The organism is Deferribacter desulfuricans SSM1, assembly GCF_000010985.1.
Classification (GTDB): Bacteria; Chrysiogenota; Deferribacteres; order Deferribacterales; family Deferribacteraceae; genus Deferribacter; species Deferribacter desulfuricans.
In genome coordinates this window covers 1366381-1384655 of the sequence record NC_013939.1, presented here as the reverse complement: position 1 = coordinate 1384655, position 18275 = coordinate 1366381, and the positions used below count along the sequence as shown (strand labels likewise).

The 18275-nt window shown below is 27.6% G+C and carries 19 protein-coding genes; 8 read left to right on the top strand and 11 right to left on the bottom strand.

Annotation, left to right across the window (positions count from 1 at the left end):
• Positions 1–6: 6 nt before the first annotated feature.
• The 4 genes from DEFDS_RS06905 to DEFDS_RS06890 are packed head-to-tail and all read left to right on the top strand — an operon-like array spanning position 7 to position 2684.
• On the top strand, positions 7–786 hold the full coding sequence (locus tag DEFDS_RS06905) for a 50S ribosomal protein L11 methyltransferase (protein ID WP_013008080.1): 780 nt from the start codon (positions 7–9) through the stop codon (positions 784–786).
• The gene (locus DEFDS_RS06900; RefSeq protein WP_013008079.1) at positions 774–1538 is read left to right on the top strand and encodes a metallophosphoesterase; all 765 of its coding nucleotides are present in this window, start codon (positions 774–776) and stop codon (positions 1536–1538) included. The genes DEFDS_RS06905 and DEFDS_RS06900 overlap by 13 nt, the downstream gene beginning before the upstream one ends.
• Positions 1526–2236 carry an RsmE family RNA methyltransferase gene (locus DEFDS_RS06895; RefSeq protein ID WP_013008078.1) on the top strand — a complete coding sequence of 237 codons (711 nt, stop codon included), beginning with the start codon at positions 1526–1528 and terminating at the stop codon, positions 2234–2236. The genes DEFDS_RS06900 and DEFDS_RS06895 overlap by 13 nt, the downstream gene beginning before the upstream one ends.
• On the top strand, positions 2229–2684 hold the full coding sequence (locus tag DEFDS_RS06890) for a nucleoside deaminase (RefSeq protein WP_013008077.1): 456 nt from the start codon (positions 2229–2231) through the stop codon (positions 2682–2684). Before DEFDS_RS06895 ends, DEFDS_RS06890 begins: the two co-directional genes overlap by 8 nt.
• Before the next feature lie 26 nt (positions 2685–2710).
• Here the strand turns inward: DEFDS_RS06890 and DEFDS_RS06885 are convergent, their stop codons facing one another.
• Genes DEFDS_RS06885 through DEFDS_RS06835 form a run of 11 tightly spaced genes read right to left on the bottom strand, consistent with a single transcriptional unit; the run spans position 2711 to position 13253 of the window.
• Complete coding sequence (locus DEFDS_RS06885; RefSeq protein WP_013008076.1) at positions 2711–3334, bottom strand: HAD family hydrolase; 624 nt, start codon at positions 3332–3334, stop codon at positions 2711–2713.
• Positions 3318–4298: a tRNA dihydrouridine synthase gene (locus tag DEFDS_RS06880; RefSeq protein ID WP_153801478.1), complete on the bottom strand. Its 981-nt coding sequence runs from the start codon at positions 4296–4298 to the stop codon at positions 3318–3320. The genes DEFDS_RS06885 and DEFDS_RS06880 overlap by 17 nt, the downstream gene beginning before the upstream one ends.
• Positions 4273–5262, bottom strand: coding sequence for a tRNA (adenosine(37)-N6)-threonylcarbamoyltransferase complex transferase subunit TsaD (gene tsaD / locus DEFDS_RS06875; protein WP_013008074.1), 990 nt, complete (start codon positions 5260–5262; stop codon positions 4273–4275). The genes DEFDS_RS06880 and tsaD overlap by 26 nt, the downstream gene beginning before the upstream one ends.
• Entirely contained in the window at positions 5262–6422 is a 1161-nt protein-coding gene (locus DEFDS_RS12665; RefSeq protein WP_050742515.1) for a divergent polysaccharide deacetylase family protein, read from the bottom strand. The genes tsaD and DEFDS_RS12665 overlap by 1 nt, the downstream gene beginning before the upstream one ends.
• Positions 6394–7701, bottom strand: a complete 1308-nt coding sequence (locus tag DEFDS_RS06865) for a S41 family peptidase (RefSeq protein WP_013008072.1) — start codon at positions 7699–7701, stop codon at positions 6394–6396. Before DEFDS_RS06865 ends, DEFDS_RS12665 begins: the two co-directional genes overlap by 29 nt.
• A 4-nt stretch (positions 7702–7705) precedes the next feature.
• A complete protein-coding gene (locus DEFDS_RS06860) occupies positions 7706–8869 on the bottom strand; it encodes a murein hydrolase activator EnvC family protein (RefSeq protein WP_013008071.1) in 1164 nt (387 codons plus the stop codon).
• Positions 8859–9755 (bottom strand): cell division protein FtsX, encoded by an 897-nt coding sequence (locus DEFDS_RS06855; protein WP_013008070.1) that lies wholly within the window; start codon positions 9753–9755, stop codon positions 8859–8861. The genes DEFDS_RS06860 and DEFDS_RS06855 overlap by 11 nt, the downstream gene beginning before the upstream one ends.
• Complete coding sequence (gene ftsE, locus DEFDS_RS06850; RefSeq protein ID WP_013008069.1) at positions 9752–10420, bottom strand: cell division ATP-binding protein FtsE; 669 nt, start codon at positions 10418–10420, stop codon at positions 9752–9754. The genes DEFDS_RS06855 and ftsE overlap by 4 nt, the downstream gene beginning before the upstream one ends.
• The gene (locus tag DEFDS_RS06845) at positions 10413–10628 is read right to left on the bottom strand and encodes a hypothetical protein (RefSeq protein WP_041223668.1); all 216 of its coding nucleotides are present in this window, start codon (positions 10626–10628) and stop codon (positions 10413–10415) included. Before DEFDS_RS06845 ends, ftsE begins: the two co-directional genes overlap by 8 nt.
• 1 nt (position 10629) lies before the next feature.
• A complete protein-coding gene (locus tag DEFDS_RS06840; protein ID WP_013008068.1) occupies positions 10630–11658 on the bottom strand; it encodes a DUF4388 domain-containing protein in 1029 nt (342 codons plus the stop codon).
• Positions 11655–13253: a hypothetical protein gene (locus DEFDS_RS06835; protein ID WP_013008067.1), complete on the bottom strand. Its 1599-nt coding sequence runs from the start codon at positions 13251–13253 to the stop codon at positions 11655–11657. Before DEFDS_RS06835 ends, DEFDS_RS06840 begins: the two co-directional genes overlap by 4 nt.
• A 139-nt stretch (positions 13254–13392) precedes the next feature.
• Here DEFDS_RS06835 and argS point away from each other — a divergent pair, with 139 nt between their 5' ends.
• From argS to hemG, 4 genes are read left to right on the top strand one after another with little or no spacing between them, the layout of a single operon-like run.
• Positions 13393–15024, top strand: coding sequence for an arginine--tRNA ligase (gene argS / locus DEFDS_RS06830; RefSeq protein ID WP_013008066.1), 1632 nt, complete (start codon positions 13393–13395; stop codon positions 15022–15024).
• On the top strand, positions 15024–15773 hold the full coding sequence (locus DEFDS_RS06825; RefSeq protein WP_013008065.1) for an SPOR domain-containing protein: 750 nt from the start codon (positions 15024–15026) through the stop codon (positions 15771–15773). The genes argS and DEFDS_RS06825 overlap by 1 nt, the downstream gene beginning before the upstream one ends.
• Complete coding sequence (locus tag DEFDS_RS06820) at positions 15770–16885, top strand: poly-beta-1,6-N-acetyl-D-glucosamine N-deacetylase PgaB (RefSeq protein ID WP_013008064.1); 1116 nt, start codon at positions 15770–15772, stop codon at positions 16883–16885. The genes DEFDS_RS06825 and DEFDS_RS06820 overlap by 4 nt, the downstream gene beginning before the upstream one ends.
• Positions 16886–16911: 26 nt before the next feature.
• The gene (gene hemG / locus DEFDS_RS06815) at positions 16912–18273 is read left to right on the top strand and encodes a protoporphyrinogen oxidase (RefSeq protein ID WP_013008063.1); all 1362 of its coding nucleotides are present in this window, start codon (positions 16912–16914) and stop codon (positions 18271–18273) included.
• The last annotated feature ends 2 nt before the right edge of the window (positions 18274–18275 follow it).

The window sequence follows — 18275 nt, the reverse complement described above, 5'->3', positions numbered from 1 at the left end:
TTTAAGATGTATAAATATGTTATAAGTAATAAATTTAGTGAACAAATAGAAAGTGATGAGGAGCTGAGTAAGCTCGTTGTTGAAGAGAATTTTGGAGAAAAGTCTATATATGTAGTTTATTCAAATAAGTCGTTGGAAAATTATTTGAAAGGTAAAAATATAGATTTTGTTAAATATGTTATTAAAGATGAAGACTGGGAAAATAAATGGAAAGATTTTTTAAAGGAGGGGTGGCTTACAGATAATTTTTTTTATACCTTTGATAAAGATAAGAAAAGTGCAAATAGTATAGTAATAACGCCTGCTATGGCATTTGGGACAGGGGATCATCCAACAACAAAAATTGCTGCGAGATTACTTGAAGAGATTGTTTCAGATAAAACAGTTTTAGAAGTGGGTTCTGGAAGTGGTATACTTTCTATTTTGGCAAGTAAGTGTGGTGCAAAAAAGGTTTTTGCCTGCGATAACGATTTTGCTACATTTTATAATTTGAAAGAAAACTGTTTAAACAATAATGTTTATAATATCTCTTTTTGGTGTGGTTCTATAGATTGTATAAAGGAAACTGTAAAATATGATGTGATAGTAGCAAATATAATCAGTTCTGTTTTATTAAGTCTTATGGTGTATTTTGAAAAATATTCTGGAGATTATATTGTTTTATCAGGTATTTTAAAAGGTGAAGTAGATAGTTTTAAAGAGATGTTACCAAAAAATTTTGTAATTAATAAGGAGTTAGAAATAGATGGTTGGTGGGGTGTGAGGTTGAAGAGATGTTTGCAGTAATAGGTGATGTCCATGGGTGCGTGAGAACTTTAGAGGAGCTTTTATCCAAACTTTTAAAAAATTATAATGTGGAAAATTTTGTATTTGTAGGTGATTTGGTTGATAGGGGTGGGTATTCAAAGGAGGTGTTAGACCTAGTTATTGATTTTTCAAAATCTTATGAATGTAAATTTTTGTTAGGTAATCATGAAGATATGATGGTTGATTATTTCGAAGGTACAAATAGATATCATAAAGGGGATTGGTTTTATAATGGTGGGAAAGAGACTATAAAATCGTTTGATAGTGATTTGTATAAGAAACTATTGCTAGAAGTTGATATCAAAGACGATTTTATTAAGAAGTATGATAATTATTTAGAATTCATAAAAGGATTTGATAAATATACAATTATTGATGGTATAGAAAATTATTTTATTTCCCATGCTGGATGTTTAAGTGTTGAGATTGCTCCACAATTTCATATCGATCTTGTGACTGAAGAGGAGAAAAAGATATTGTTCCCTTATATTTGGGCTAGAGAAATAGATTTTTATAATAAAAAAATAGAAAATTATGTTATCATTCATGGGCATACGCCAGTTATGAAAATAGAGAGGGGGTACAGACCTTTTGTTAATAAAGATGAAATGGGTAATATGATTTCTATTAATATTGATACAGGATGTGTTTATGGTTACTTTCTATCCGCTTTGATTATGGATGAGAAAAGTGGTGAGTACGATTTTGAGGTAGTAGATTGCATAGATTAAGCTCGTTATATTTGGAAATGGATAGATGTGATGATTTGATAAAATTGGGAGATAAAGGGTATAATTATGTTAGGAATGTTTTACGATTAAAAGTTGGAGAGCAGATTGTTGTTTATACTAAAAAATCCAAAGGTATGTATAAAATTAAAAATATTAATAAAAAATCAATCGAAATTGAGCGAGAAAATGAGATTTTGTATAAAAAGCCAGAATATGAGTTTGTTGTCATACAGTCTGCTATGAAAAGGGAGTATTTAGATTTTGTGATTGAAAAGTATGGTGAGCTTGGGGCAACAAAAGTAATAATTGTAAAAACGGATAACAGTGTAGTAAAGATTGAAAATAAGACATTAGAAAGATTAAAAAAATTGATGATAAATGGGGCAATGCAGGCGGATTATGATTATTTACCAGAAATTGAGTATCATGACAGTATTAAGAATTTAAATGTAAATACAAAAGATAAAATATGTTTTTATGAAAAAGAAAACAAAAAGGTATTTTTAGATCGTATATCAAAATCAGTATCTATATTTATTGGCCCAGAGGGTGGTTTTAATGATGATGATATTTCGATTTTAAATGAAAAAGGGTTTAGGTTTTTGTCTCCAATAAATGGAATTTTGAAAGCAGAAACTGCAGGTGTTTTATTTGCCGGGATGATTAAATCTTTAATTGATTGTGGTAGATATGTTTAGCGACGTTGATAAATATTTTATGAAATTAGCAATTGCTGAGGCGTATAAATCCTTTGAAGAAGGTGAAGTACCTGTAGGTGCTGTGGTTGTTAGGGATGATGAAGTAATATCTTATGGTAGAAATATCAAGGGAAAAAATAAGAATGCCCTTTTACATGCCGAGATGGTAGCAATTCATAAGAGTGTTAAAATGTTAGATGATTGGCGATTAAATGAGTGCACCTTATATGTAACCTGTGAGCCATGTGTTATGTGTGCAGGGGCTATTTTACATTGTAGAATAAAAAAGGTTATTTTTGGTGCTTTTGAACCAAAATTTGGCGGAGTGGTTTCAAATTTGAGAGTATTTGATACCCCTTTTTTCAATCATAAGGTTAGATATGAATTTGGTCTATTTAGTGAAGAGATTTCAAAAATGATGAAAAACTTCTTTAAACAATTTAGATAGTTTTGCAAAATAAAAAAATTATTGTATCATATAAAGTTAAATATCTCTAAATGGTCATAAATAACAGGGAAGTCTTCAAGTTTGTTTTTAAATGATATGAAATTAACCTTAGCGTTTTTTGCTGCATATAAATCATTTGTTGTATCACCAATATATAAAACTTTATCATTTGTGGTGTTTAAATAATTAATGATTTTGAATAAACCTTCTGGGTCTGGTTTTGGATTTGTGACATCAAAAGAAGTGATTTTTATTTTAAAATATTTATCAAGATCAAAATGGGTTAAAAGGTAGTGAAGTGAATGCCCTCTATTTGTAAAAACAGCAAGATTATAACCTTTATTATAAAGTTTATCTAAAGTTTCTTTTAAATTTTTTTCTGGTTTCATAAGATGTAAAAACCTTTTAAAATTCATATTTTTGGCAAATTCTAATATTTTTTCTATTAAAGATTCATCATTTGTAAGCATTCTGATAATTTCTTCATTAGTTTTCATCAAAGCATTTTTAACATCCTGATGATTATTTCTTTTTATTTTTGGGAGATTAAATTTTTCACATATAAAATCGTAATAAGCAAGTACTGCTTCTTCGCTATCAAATAAAACTCCATCGCAATCATAAATGATTGTATCAACTGTTTTGTTCAAGAAATTCCTCCAGTGTTTTTACTATTTCTTGTTCAGTATTGATTTTATATATTTTTTTTCTAAGTTCTGTAGAGCCTTTATAACCTTTTAAAAACCATACAGAATATTTTCTTATAAAGTCGATATAATTTCGTCTAAAACTTTTTTCAAAAGTTAAAAGTTCCATCAGGATATTTATTTTTTGTTTTAGAGTTAAAAAGTTATGGATATCGAGATTGTGTTTAATAGCTTGGAAAATCCATGGTGCTTTCATGTAAGCTCTACCAATCATTATGGCATCCACACCTGTCTCTATCATTTTATCAAAACTTGTTTTATCAACAACATTTCCATTGCCTATTAGAGTGACATTTTTTTTCAAAGTAGCAAGTTCTGAGAGTGCATCAAAGTGTATGTCACCTGAAAACATCTCTGTTTTGGTTCTGGCATGAATAGTTAAAATATCGACACCTTCATTTTCACACATATTTAATATTTCTTTGTAAACTAAAGAGTTATAATCCCATCCAAGTCTTGTTTTTACACTAATAGGTTTGTCTGTAGCTTTTCTCATATTTTTGATAATATTTGTTAAATTATTTAAATCTTTTAATAAATAGGAGCCTGCATTTGCTTTTATAACTTTTTTTACAGGACATCCGGCGTTTAAATCATAACCTTCTGGGGATGCTAAATCTTCACATATTTTTATTGCTTCGTAAATTGTATCTGGATTACTACCAAAGACTTGAATAAATATTGGTCTATCAATTGGTTGTATTTTTATATAGTCTAAAGTAGCTTTTACTTTTCTTTTAAGCCCTTCAGCAGATACCATTTCAGTATAAATCAGTCCATCAAAAAATTTTCTTACAATTTTTCTAAAGGGGGGTGTAGTAACACCAGCAAGTGGAGCAGCAACAAGTTTATCCTTTTTGATTATTTCAATAATATGTTTGTCAGTCAATGTCTGGTTTGACGTCATAAGCAGTTTCTCTTAAACCCATAAAAACTCTTTTTGTATAAAACTTATAAGCTGTATAAGCTATCATATCACCATTATCTGTGGACAACCTTTTTGAAGGGAAATAGATTGTGATCCCACTCTTTTTATAATAATCTGTTAGTTTTTCTCTTAAATAACCGTTTGCAGAAACCCCACCAGTAACTACAACATTTTTTATATTCAATTCTTTGATAACTAGATTTAGTTTATGAATTAAATTTCTAAATATAGTGTATTGAAAGGATGCAGCTAAATCTTCTACTTTATATTTATTTTCCTCGATACAGTTTAGCACGGCTGTTTTTATCCCGCTAAATGAAAAGTTTTTGCTGTTTTTTAATGCAATGGGGAACTCAATTGCCTTTTCATCCCCATCTTGGGCTATTTTTTCTATTTCTGGCCCACCAGGATATGGTAATCCTAACTTTTTGGCCACTTTATCAAAGCATTCACCAACAGCATCATCGATAGTATGGGATAAAAGTGTAAAATTGTAAGCACTATCCACATAATAAATATGAGTATGGCCTCCAGATATAATTAGAGAAAGATATGGAGGTTTAAGATTTGGGTGTTCTATTTCTGTTGATAGAGTGTGTGCAGCAAGATGATTGACACCAATAAGAGGTTTTTTAAGACCATATGCAAGACCTTTAGCAAAAGCTACTCCTACGAAAAGTGAACCTATTAGTCCTGGAGCATTTGTGACGCCAACCAGATCAATCTGTTTAGGGGTAAGATTTGCCTCTTTTAAAATTTGATAATAGATATCCTCCAATTTGATAAGATGGTTTCTTGATGCTATTTCAGGAACAACCCCTCCGAAATTTCTATGTAAATCCACTTGTGAAGAAATTATACTTGCAAGTACTTTTTGTTTGTTGGCATCATACAGTGCCATAGAAGTTTCATCACAAGATGTTTCAATACCCAAAACTATCATTAGTTTACAACCTCTAATATGTTTGTTATTTTTATATTTTTTTTGGAAATTTTTGGTAACTCTTCACTTAATACTTCAATAGTATTTTCTTTTAGATGGCCTATAATTATTACCTTATCTTGTTTTTGAAAAAGTGATAATGATTTATATAATATTTCTTTAATTGAATTTTTGTCATCAATATTATCAATAAACTTATTGTTTAGTCCACACCTCATATTCAATTTTTTACAGACATTGTAAGCAACAGTTTTTGAGCTTGTATGAGAATCTACAAATATATCTGTATAATTTTTTAGTTCATTTAAAACTTCAAACATTTTTTCTCTACTTTCTGTAAGTGCAGAACCCATATGATTGTTAGCTCCATCAATTTTCCCAATACTTTCTACATTTTTTTTTATTATGATTTTTATTAATGATTTTGGAGTATTTAAATAAATGGCACCCATACCTGGGTCAGTAGATGGATAACTTTTTGGTTGCATTGGTAGATGTAGGAAAACAGGTTTATTAAATTTTCTAGCAATTTCAGCAGTTTCTTTACTATATTTTAGGTGTGGTATTATTGAAAATGTAATTGGGTAAGGGATATTGGCTAGTTTTTTTGCAAGTTTAAGGTTGTTGCCACAATCATCAATAATTATGGCAAGCATCTTTTTACTATTATGTTTCAGATTTTGATTTGTATTTTTAGAATAATCATTTGTATGGGTATAAGGATTTTTGTTTATTTTAAACTGGATTAATATATCCCCTTTTTTTGCACTTATAATATCATTTTTTATAGAGATGGATTGAAAATTATTGTGTTTTAAAAAATTTGTTAAGTTATAAAGTAATGTATCGCTATTATTAGAGTTTATTTTATAGATTAAAACTATAGATGAACCATTTTTTACAACAGATTGCTGTATTAGTGATTTATCTATTTCAAGGTCAAAAAAGAACGCTTTAAGATTTTTTTTAATATTTTCTACGTTAGTTAAGTTTTTTTCTACTCTCGATATGTCTTGCTTAACTTTTGATACTTTTATATTAACAGTTATGAGAATTATTAATAGAATGAGCACAAAAAAAATTCCACCAACTATAAAAGCTGGTGGAATAGCAAATTTTTTACTCTTTTTCTTACTTGTTCGTTTTCTCTTTTTTGCCATATTTAATTAACCCTTTTAATATGTTTGTAGCTACTTTAAGTTGTAAATCGTTATTTAATTCAGTTTCTATATCTGTTTCATTATCGGATATGTTAAAACCAGCTTGTTTAAGCTGATCATTGTCTAAATGATGCTCTAAGTCTTTTTCTTTTATTACATGATTATCGTTTTCAACTACAATTTTACCTTCTGGTATAATTATATCTGGTTTGATACCAACGTTTTGTATTGAGTGACCATTTGGTGTATAATATCTCGCTGTGGTTATTTTGATAGCTGAGCCATCATTTAATGGTATAATTGTTTGAACACTTGCTTTACCAAAGGAGGTCTTACCAACAATAATCGCTCTATTATAATCTTTCATTGCGCCAGAAAAGATTTCAGAAGCTGAGGCTGAACCTTCATTGATAAGAACAACCATTGGGATATCTAAATCTCTATATGACAATAATGAAGATCTATAATGTCTCTCCTTGCCATCTCTATCTTTGGTAAAAACAACAGTTTTTCCAGCTGGTAAGAAAATACTTGATACATTAATAGCTTCATTTAATAAACCACCTGGATTGTTTCTAAGGTCAAAGATTAACCCTTTTATATTTTTCTTTTTTAACTCTTTTAAAGCTGCAATAACTTCATTAGAAGCTTTATCTTTAAATTGGGTCAACTTTATATAACCTAAATCATCGATTGTTTTATATTTTACCGCTTTTATTTTTATTATTGCTCTGGTTATTGTTACATCAAATGGTTTATCTACCCCTTTTCTGAAAATTGTTATAGTAACTTTAGTTCCTGGTTTACCTCTTAACTTTTTTACAGCTTCTTCTAATGTAATATTTGCTGTAGATTTACCGTTTATTTTTATAATCTTATCGCCAGCTTTTAAGCCTGCTTTCCATGCAGGAGTGTCTTCTAATGGGGCAATTACTGTTAAGATATTATCTTTGATGCCGATTGTAATTCCAAGTCCACCAAATTCACCTTTAGTTTCAATTTGAAATTCTTTGAAAGTATCTTTATCAAAATAGTTTGAATGTGGATCTAATTCTTGAAGCATACCTTTTATGGCACCATTTATCAAACGTTCGTTGTCAACTTTTTCAACATAATTTTCTTGTACTATACTCATAACATTTGTAAATTTTTCTAGTAACTCATATTTACTACTTTTTGCAGCGTAAACATTATTTATTTTGAAAATAATAAATGTAAAAGATAAAATCAGAAGAACGGCTGTACCAACAGAAAATAATAAAATTTTCTTTTTACTCATTTAGTTACCTCCTTTTTTCGAGCCAATTTAACGGATCAACAGCTTTACTCTCTTTCCTTATTTCAAAGTAAAGATAAGACGATTTGTTATTTAAATCAACATCAATTATACCTATTTTATCACCTTTTTTAACTTGCTGACCTTTCGCAACAAGAACCTCATCTATATTTGCATAAAGCGTATAAAAAAATCTATCATGGTTTATTATGATAATATTTCCCAATCCTCTAACCCAATCTATATATTTTACTGTTCCATCGAAAATTGTATGAACGTAACCATCTCCGGTTACCTGAATTTTTATCCCTTTATTATATATTATTCCTTTAAAACCTTTGATTTTTTTAGGTCCAAAAAATTCAACAACTTTTCCTTCTACGGGCCAGATTAATTTACCTTTATTTTTAAAAAATGCGCTATTAATAATTTTTTTGTCACCTGTTTTTTCTAATTTCTTATTAATACTTTTAAATCGTTTTTCGAGCTCTGACTCTTTATCCTTTAATACTGCTAAATATTGTTTAATACTCGTTTCATCCTCATTTATTATTGCTAAAAGTTGCTTTTTTTGAAGGATTTCGTTTTCCAACTTATTGATAACCGATAGTTTTAGTTTTCTTATATTTGTCAAATCTTTATGCTTTTGGTTTAAGGCTTCTTTTAACTGATTTAATTTATTAGTTATTTCTTGATACTTATTAATTAATTCAAACAATCTTGAATTAACAATTTCTATTAAATCCAGCGCAGATTTTACGTCGTAGTATTTTTTTGTGAAGAGCAGCAGTTTAACTTTTAAATATTTTTGATTGTCGATAAGATATATATTAAAATTTTTAATCTTATTTTTTAAAGACTCTTTTACTTTTTCATTATCATAAATTTTCTTTTCTAATTTATTTTTTTCTATATTCAATATTTCTATTTTTTTGTTTATTGATGATAGTAGTTGTTTTTGACGATTTATATGCTCGTTTAATGCAGATAATTTTTTTTGAAGACTTTTTTTACTTTTTAAAATGATTTCTAATTTGTGGTTTTCCTTTGTTATCTCTTTTTTTATTTCCTTTAAATATTTGTTAGTTGTGTCGTACTCTTCTATTAATTCTGCACTTACATTGCAAAGTTGAAAGATTAGAACAAATATCAAAATAATTCTAAAGATCATAAATTGAGCCTGACCTTTTCAAAAAGCTTGATGCACTAATATAACTAAATAATGATATCAATATAATGAAAATTGTAAAATATATTATTAAGTAACTTAATGGTGGAAGTAGAATAAAGATAATTCCTAAACTTAACAATGACTTGTTTATGATGAAATTTATTATAATAAAAGCAATTATACCGGAAAAAAGAAATGAAATAATAGATTCTAAGATAGAAGATAATATAATTGGTACAATTATAAAAGACTTTGTAGCACCTACAAGAGATAAAATTTTTATCTCTCTTTTAAATTTATACATGTTTAACTTTATCATATTATAAACTATCGATGCCACAGATAATGAAATGAAAATAACTAAAATTATGAAGAAGAAATTAATCGCAAACTTTATTTTCGCAAAACTAATAATCCATGATTCACCTACAGAAGTTTTTAAAACCCCACTTAGCTGTTCAATATTCTCTTTTAATTTGTAAATATAATTTAAATCTCTGAAGTTATCTTTTATTTTTGTATCAATGTATTCTGGAAAAAGGTCTTGAGGGATTAATCTAATATATTCAGTTATTTCTTTATTGTTTTTCAAAGATTCGTAAGCTTCTTTACTTGAAAAATATTTTATATCACTAATCCCTTCAAGTTTCTTTAATGTTTTTATAATGTTTTCTACAGTATCATTATCAGAATTTTTAAGGTATATTCTTATAGATTCAATTTTAGATATTTCATTGAAAAAGTGATTTGTTGAATATATCAGAGTTCCAATTATATTTAGCAATAAAAGAATTGTCATTATAGATATTATACTAGTTAAATTATTTTTAAAGTTTCTTCTAAAAAATTTTAGACCTTTTTGAAGTAAAAAAATAATTTTTATCATATTATCTCAATATCACTTATAATTTTACCATTTTCTAATGTAATGGTTCTGGCTGGAAACTTCTCTATCAAATGTTTATCATGAGTAGCTACAATTACAGTAGAACCGTTTCTTGCAATATCTTGTAATAATTTAATTGTATTTTCAGCTCTTTCTGGATCAAGATTACCGGTTGGCTCATCAGCTAACACGATGATTGGTTCGTTAATCAGTGCTCTTGCGATTGCAACTCTCTGTTTTTCACCACCAGATAGTTTCTTAACAAGAGTGTTCCTTTTGCTATAAATATCCAATTTATGCAATAGGGGTATAATCTTATTTTCCATATCTTTCTTTTCTAAATAAAATATTTCCAGTGCTATTAAAATATTTTCATAAACGGTATAATCTTCTAACAGCTTAAAATCTTGAAATATTACACCAATATTCCTTCTCAAATAGGGGATACTACTCTCAGTTATGTAGTTTAAATTCTTTTTTGCAATAAGAACAACACCAGATGTGGGTTTTAAATCTGCATAAATTAATCTTAAGAGAGTTGATTTACCAGCACCGCTTTTACCTGTAATATAAACAAATTCTCCACGTTTAATTTTGAATGAAATATTATTTAATGCTTTTTTGTCTCCGAAAAAGCTGACAGTTACGTTGTGAAAATCAATCATTTTTTAATATTTGACCAAGTTTTATTTTGTCTTCAACCTCTTTGTGAAGCTGTAAAGTGGTTTTATAATCTTTAAAATTGTCATCTTTTCTATATACTACCATTCCATTATAAAATACACAAATTGTAACTTTACCGTTGTTTATCTCTGTTTGAACATGATAGATTTTATTGTTGTGTTTTACATTAGTATTAAATGATTTACCCATGCTATTTTTTCCAACTTAATGATTTAGGATTGTGATATAACACTGGTTCCTCATTTTCAATAGATTTTATTTTAAAAATAAAATTAAGATAGTCATTATTTCTGTTTGAGACTTCTTTAAATAACTGATCATTAAAAAGAATAGTATTTTTTACTGTATCTAATGAAGTTAGATTAAAAATTAATAATGAAACTATGATTATGAAAAGAAAAATATAGATAATATTATTTATAATCTTATTTTTTTCTTTAACTTCTTTGGTTGTATCCCTTTTAACTGGTTTTATTAAACCATAATTTAATAGCAGAAAAAGTGTTTTTAAAACAATATGTTCATTTAGCCCACTTTTTTTCAATATGTCTTGGATACTATTTGAGCTATTAATTAAATTAAAAATAGTAAATGCATCTATATTCAAATAAAATTTATCACCTTTTTTTATAACTGGCTCTTCTGTTTGTTTTTGAGATAAAAAAACGTTATCAATTAGTTTAGTTTCTTTTTGATATACAGTGTCAAAATTATCTAATTTTTTCTTAAAAAGTTTTATTTCATCAATATTTTTTAAAGTATCCAAGATAATTGAATCAAGAGGTATTGGTTCTATTTCTTTGTTGTTATAATCGATACTTGCGGCAACAAATTCATAATTACCTTTTTCTAAACTCAAGATTTTTTCAAGCTTACTTTTTGTGAGGTTTTGATAGATTTCTTTAAGTTGTTTTTCAGTTAATATATTTTCTTCTAACAACAATTTCCCAAATCTAATGGGATTTTTTTTCTGTTTTTCTAAAAGTTCGTTTAACCGTTCTTCTGTAATGATTTTTTTTGCTACAAGATAATTGCCAATTTTCAAATCATCTTCTTGAGAAGTTATTTTTACATCAACAAGTTGTCCGTTGTTAAAATAGATTTCAGCAAACTGGTTATTGTCTTGATAAATGTGTAATACACCGGATTTTTGATTTTGCGATATTAATTGTAGCACATCTAATAAGCCAAAATCTTGTATGTTACCTTTTAGACTCATGATTTTTTCCTCAAAATATTAAATAAATAAAACACCAAAAATAGTAATATTAGAAATAAATAAATGTATTTAAATGTATACTGATAACCAATGTTGTTTGCTGATGCGATTAATTCATACTTGAAAGTCAAAATATATAGTATAATTGAGAATAAAAATGTCATAATAAAATACATAATAATATTACCTTTTATGAGGTTTGCTGAACCGGGTAAGAATACCTTTAATAAAAAGTGTAATCTTTCTTTTTTTAGTTGATAATTTTCAATTATTGCTTGATGTGTGACAAGATCCACCGCATCGATAGATCTTTCAAAGCTGTTTATATTACGACATTTATCACAGATATTGTCATACAAATATCCTTCGTCACATTTTGAACAAAATGTTTTTCCACAAGATTGACAAGTAAAATAATGAAATTTCGATATTACAAAACTTAAAATTAGCCCCAATAATAATGCAGCTATCAAGTAAAGCAACATATTAAAGTTTATAGAAAAGTTATACAAAGGTTTAGTTTTTATAAACTTAAAATAGGGTAAAAATGATGATGGAACTTTTAAAACTTGTAGTTCTTGGTAATACTTGTAATAATCAGGGTAATTTGTTAGTGTATCTATTAAGTTTTCATAAGGTTCAAAATTAAAATTATTAGAATAATAGATTGCTAAATTATATATTATTGCTGGATTTGTTAGCAAGTTATTTTTATCAATAATTGTTTTAGCTTTATTGAGCTCATTATATTTCAAGTATAAAATAGCCTCATTTATTTTATCAAATTGAGATTTGGTTTTAATATTATTTATATCTGTTTTTTGATCGGCCTTAATCTTAAATATTAGTGAATCATTTGCACCTATATTTTGTAAATATGAAATAGGTTTTGCAGCTAAATCATAATTATAAGTATTATTATTAGGTAGTTTCTTTATATTTACAATCGAAGTAAGCGAAAGAGTAAAAACAATAATAGTTGTAGTTATTTTGAAGTTTATCTTTTCAAAACTTAAAAGTAGAATAATAAAGAAAAGTGTAATCTGGAAAAAGTAATTTGGTAAAAATACGATTAAAGATATAAAAGCAGTGATAAATATTATAATTTTTAAAAGTCCTTTATATTTTAACTCATTATCATGATGATGTAAAAAAAGTTTATAATGTTTAATCATTAGGTATATAAAAGTTAAGCATAGAAAGAAAAAGGAAATATAATACCAAAAAGTGTATAAAACATATTTATCCAGGTAGTTTCTTAATAATTCAAAACTTACGAAATTATTTTGTAACAAGTTTTTTATAATTTTTTCATCTTGAGGATAAAATTTGGTAATTACTTCAATAATTTGATCGTTGACTTTTTCTTTGTTTTTTAATGCAATGTCAACTAGTGTATAAGCTAACTCCTTATCATAAATACCTTTTTCTGACAGGAACTGTTTTCTAATTGCTATTAGGTTATTATATGAAAAATCAGATTTTAATTTATTTATTGAAAATATAATATCATTGCTATATGTATTAGCAAAGATTGAAGTTGATGCAGTAAAGAAAATAAGAAAACTTATTGATAATAAAAAAAGCTTTTTCATAAGACAATTTTAAAATAATTTATTTAAAATTTCAATAAAATGTTTAATTTATTGACAATTTTTACTAAATCATCAATTGAAAAAATATGTTAAATGATGTATTAAGGTTTTCGTTTAAAAAGTATTTATGGAGGACGAATTGGAAAATAGAATTAAAGAGCTAATAGAGAATGCATTAGACAAATTAGGGGTGAATAATTTTAATGATTTTATAATTGAGATACCAAAGGATAGTAAAAATGGTGATTTTGCAACAAATGTTGCAATGAAGCTTGCAAAGGTCTTTAAAAAGAATCCAAGAGATATAGCTTCTGATTTAGTTACTAATATAGAAAAAGATAATTTTATTGATAAAATAGAAATTGCAGGGCCTGGTTTTATAAACTTTTTTATAAACAAGAAATATTTTGAATCGATTATTGAGCAAGTTTTAAAAGATGAAAACTATTTTGTTTTAGATTTTGGCGAAAATAAAAGAGTATTAGTTGAGTTTGTAAGTGCAAATCCAACAGGCCCCCTTCATATTGGTCACGGTAGAGGAGCTGCATATGGAGATACTCTGGCCAGGTTATTAAGAGTAGCAGGATTTCAGGTTGAAAAAGAGTATTATATTAATGATGCTGGAAATCAGATGAAAATGCTTGGTGATAGTATTGTAACACGTTATAAGCAGCTTGTTAATGGAAAGATTGAAGAAATGCAAGATGGTTATCGTGGTGAATATATTATTGATATTGCTAAAAAGATTTATGAAGAATATGGGGATTCTTTATTAGACGATCCTGAAAAGTGTTTTAATATATGTTTTAAAACAGGTCTTGATGAAATAATGAAATCAATAGTGGACGATTTAGATGATTTTAGAGTTTCTTTTGATAGATGGTTTAGTGAAAAGTCCTTGTTTGAAAAAGGTGTAGTTGATAAAGCTTTGAGTATCCTTGATGAAAATGGTTATTTGTATGAAAAGGATGGTGCTGTTTGGTTTAAATCAACATCTTTTGGCGATGAAAAGGATCGAGTTGTAAAAAAAGCTGATGGTTCTTATACTTATTTTGCTTCAGATATAGCATATCACCTAAATAAAATCGAAAGAGGATATGATCTGTTTGTTAATGTTTGGGGTGCTGATCATCATGGTTATATGAATAGGATGTTTGGTGCTTTGAAAGCTTTGGGTGCTCCAGATGATATTTTGAAGATTGTTTTGATACAAATGGTTAATCTTGTTAAAGGTGGAGAAAGAATTTCTATGTCAACTAGAGCAGGGGAATTTATAACCCTGAGATGGCTTATAGATGAAGTGGGTGCTGATGCAGCAAGGTTCTTTTATCTAATGAGAGACCACAATGCTCAGTTTGATTTTGATATTGATTTGGCGAAATCGAAGTCTTCAGATAACCCCGTTTATTATGTGCAATATGCTCATGCAAGAGTAAACAGTTTGTTTGAGAATGCTATTGAAAAAGGGGTGGAATTTAGATTAGCGGAAAATTTGGATAAATTAACTCTTGATCAAGAAAAAGAGATAATAAAAAAGATTGATGAGCTGAAAAAAGTAATTAAGGCTGCAGCAACACATCTTGAACCGCATAGAATAAGTTATTATTTACAAGAGTTAGCTTCCCTGTTTCATAATTATTACTATAACTTTAAAATTATATCTGATGATTATGAGCTTACTAATGCAAGGTTAAATCTTGCAAAAGCAGTGGCAAAGACTATTAAATTTGGCCTTGAAATATTGGGTGTTGAAGCTCCGGAGAAAATGTAATGAAAGAATTTGATAAAGTGAAAGAGAAAAAAAAGAATGATGATTTCAAAGGGGTGTTATTTATCGGTTTTATTTTTGTAATAGCTGTAGGTATAATTGTTTTTATTATTATTCAGCTTACAAATCAGTATTTAGAGTTGAAAGAAAAACTTGTTGATACAGAAAAAGAAGTTGAAATGACTATGACGAATCCAGATGATTCACAAAATAAAATTGTTATAACCCAAAACAGCACTAAAGTTGTTAAAGTGGATGAAATTGAAAAGGATATAGATAATCTAAAGGTTAGTGATGCTTTAGCAGAAAAAGAAAATAAGAATAAAAATGAAAATATAAAAGAGAATCAGAAAGTTGAGCAAAAATCATCTGAAAAAGAACAGGTAAAGAGAGTAACTACTCCTGTACAAACAAAAAAAATACCATCCAATAAAACCAGTAAGAAAAATAATGAGAAAAATAAAATACCTGTTGATAAAAGTAAAAAAAATGAAAAAGTGGCAAATACAAAAAGTAAGTATGTTATTCAATTAATGGCTTTCAAAGATAAAACTGTTGCTGAATCAGAACTTAAAAAAATTAAAAAGATTTACCCAGATGCTTTTATAATGAAAATTGATCTTGGTAAAAAGGGGGTTTGGTATAGACTTAGATGTTGCTATGTTGATGATTATGCAAAAGCTAAAGAGAAAGTTTCTGAAATAAAGAAAAAACTTAAAGTGAATCCAATAATTGTAAAAACTGATAAATGAAGATTTTATTAAACACAATTGTTTTATTAATTATTCCTATTTTTTTACATGCAAACATTATTTTAGTTAAAAATAACACAGACAAAATAATCGGAGTTCAGATATTTTACATATCAGAAAAGTATAAAGATAATTTGGATGAATATTTTTATACATTGAAGCAAAAAGGTGTAAATACGGTTTTCATAAGAGTTTTTCAAAATAAAGGGGACAGATACCATTACAATGTAACAAGTTTATGTGAAAGCGGTGTTTATTTTAAAACTGATCAAGCATGTATGATTTATGACATCTTACCAGAATTTATCAAATATGGTAAAAAATATCATATTAAAATTTTTGCTTGGATGGGGACAAGAAAGTTATCTTTTTTAGTAGACAAGTTTGGGGTTGCTGAAACTTTTAGATTAAATGAAAATGAGAAGCGAAAAGGGTATGGCGTTGATATCTTTGAACCTGTAGTTTTTAAAAAATTAAGGAAGATTTTTATTGATTTGGCAAAATATGAAATAGATGGAATTTTGTTGCAAGATGATTTTATTTTGAGGATTGATGAGTCCTCCTCATTTTATACTACTAAAAACTTTTTAACAGATTATGATATTTATGTAGATAATAGCTATAATATCAAAGAGTTGCCGGAAGATTTTTTTGAATGGAAAACAAAAGCGTTATCTGATATCATAAACTATATAAAATGGGATATGAAAAAAATAAATCCTAAAATTAAGTTTGCTGTAAACATATATTACGAAACACTTTTTAGCAGTAAGAAAGGTAAAAGATGGTATGGTCAGAGTATTGAAAATTATAATAAAAAAGGGTTTACCTATTTTGCAAGTATGCTTTACAGTGAACAGATAAAAAGTGAAATGAAATTTAGTAATGAAGACTATTTGAAATTTTTAAATAATGTATTGAACTTTTGGACTAAACGATTTGAACCTCCTTATAGATTTATAGCAAAATTGCAAATTAGACATTTTAAAAACAAAAACTATATAGATAAGAAATTTTATAATAATATTTGCGGATTAATTAGTAAATATAATGTGAGTTATATTTTAGTTCCTTTTGAACAATTAGATGATTTAGATTATCTTTGTAATTAATAGTTTGATTTTGATTGAGGTGTGAGATGAAAATAGCAATTATAGGTGGTGGAATTTCAGGTATATCCACAGCTTTTTGGCTTGAATATTTTGCTAAAGAAAGATTGAAAAGCATTGATATTACAATTTTTGAAAAAAATAAGAGACTTGGCGGAACAATTAATACTTTTTATAAAGATAATTTTATTATTGAATCTGGCCCAAATGGTTTTTTAGATAGTAAACCATATACTGTGGAAACTTTTGAAAAGGCTGGTTTGGGTGATAATTTAATCAGAAGTAATGAACTTGCAAAAAAAAGATATATAATGAGGGGTGGTGTTTTACACAAGTTACCAGAAAAGCCTAATGAATTTTTTTCTTCTAAGCTATTGAGCTTTAAAGGTAAACTTAGAGTAATTTCCGAATTATTTATCCCAGCTAAAAAGGATGAATACGACGAGACGATAGAGGAATTTGCATATAGAAGATTAGGTAAAGAAGCTGCAGATTATCTTATTTCACCTATGGTCTCAGGTGTTTTTGCAGGTGATCCTTCCAAATTAAGTCTTAAATCCTGTTTTCCAGTTATTTATAATTTGGAAAAGGAATATGGTGGTTTATTTAAGGCGATGTTTAAAAAGAAAGGAAAAAAGAGTGGCCCTGCAGGTCCTGGTGGGAATTTAACCTCTTATAAGGGTGGTTTGATAAAAGGGATAAATGCTCTTACAGAGCAATTGTCTAATACAAAAATATATCTTGGTGAAGAAGTAACAGGGTTAGATAAAACAAATGGTAGTTTTAAGGTAAAAACCACAAACTCATGTGATAATTACGATATTGTAATAATTACTTCACCAGCATACGTTGCAGCGGAATTTATAAAAGGTTTAAGCGTTGAATTATCAGACAAACTTTTAAAGCTAAACTACGCTCCCATGTATGTTATTGGTTTTGGTTTTAAAGAGGAGGATGTTTTAGACCCCCTTGATGGTTTTGGCTTTTTAGTTCCTCACAATGAAAACAGAAAAATATTAGGAGCATTATTTACTTCTTCAATTTTTCCCGAAAGAGCGCCAAAAGGTTATAAACTAATAAGAGTTATGATTGGTGGAGATAAAAATAGATGGGTTTTGAATTGTAGTGAAGATGAGCTGAGAGATATTGCTTTTAATGAAATAAAAGATATTTTAGGTGTAAAGGGGAATTCAGTCGTTGAAAAAAGTTTTTACTGGGAAAGAGCGATTCCACAATATTATCAGGGCCATGAAAAGTTGGTAGAAGATATTGAATCAATATGTATGGATATTAATAATATTTATATAGGTGGTAATCTGTTATATGGGATTGGGATAAATGATTGCACAAAGAGGAGTATTGATATAGCCAGAGGTGTGTTGGGAGGATAGTT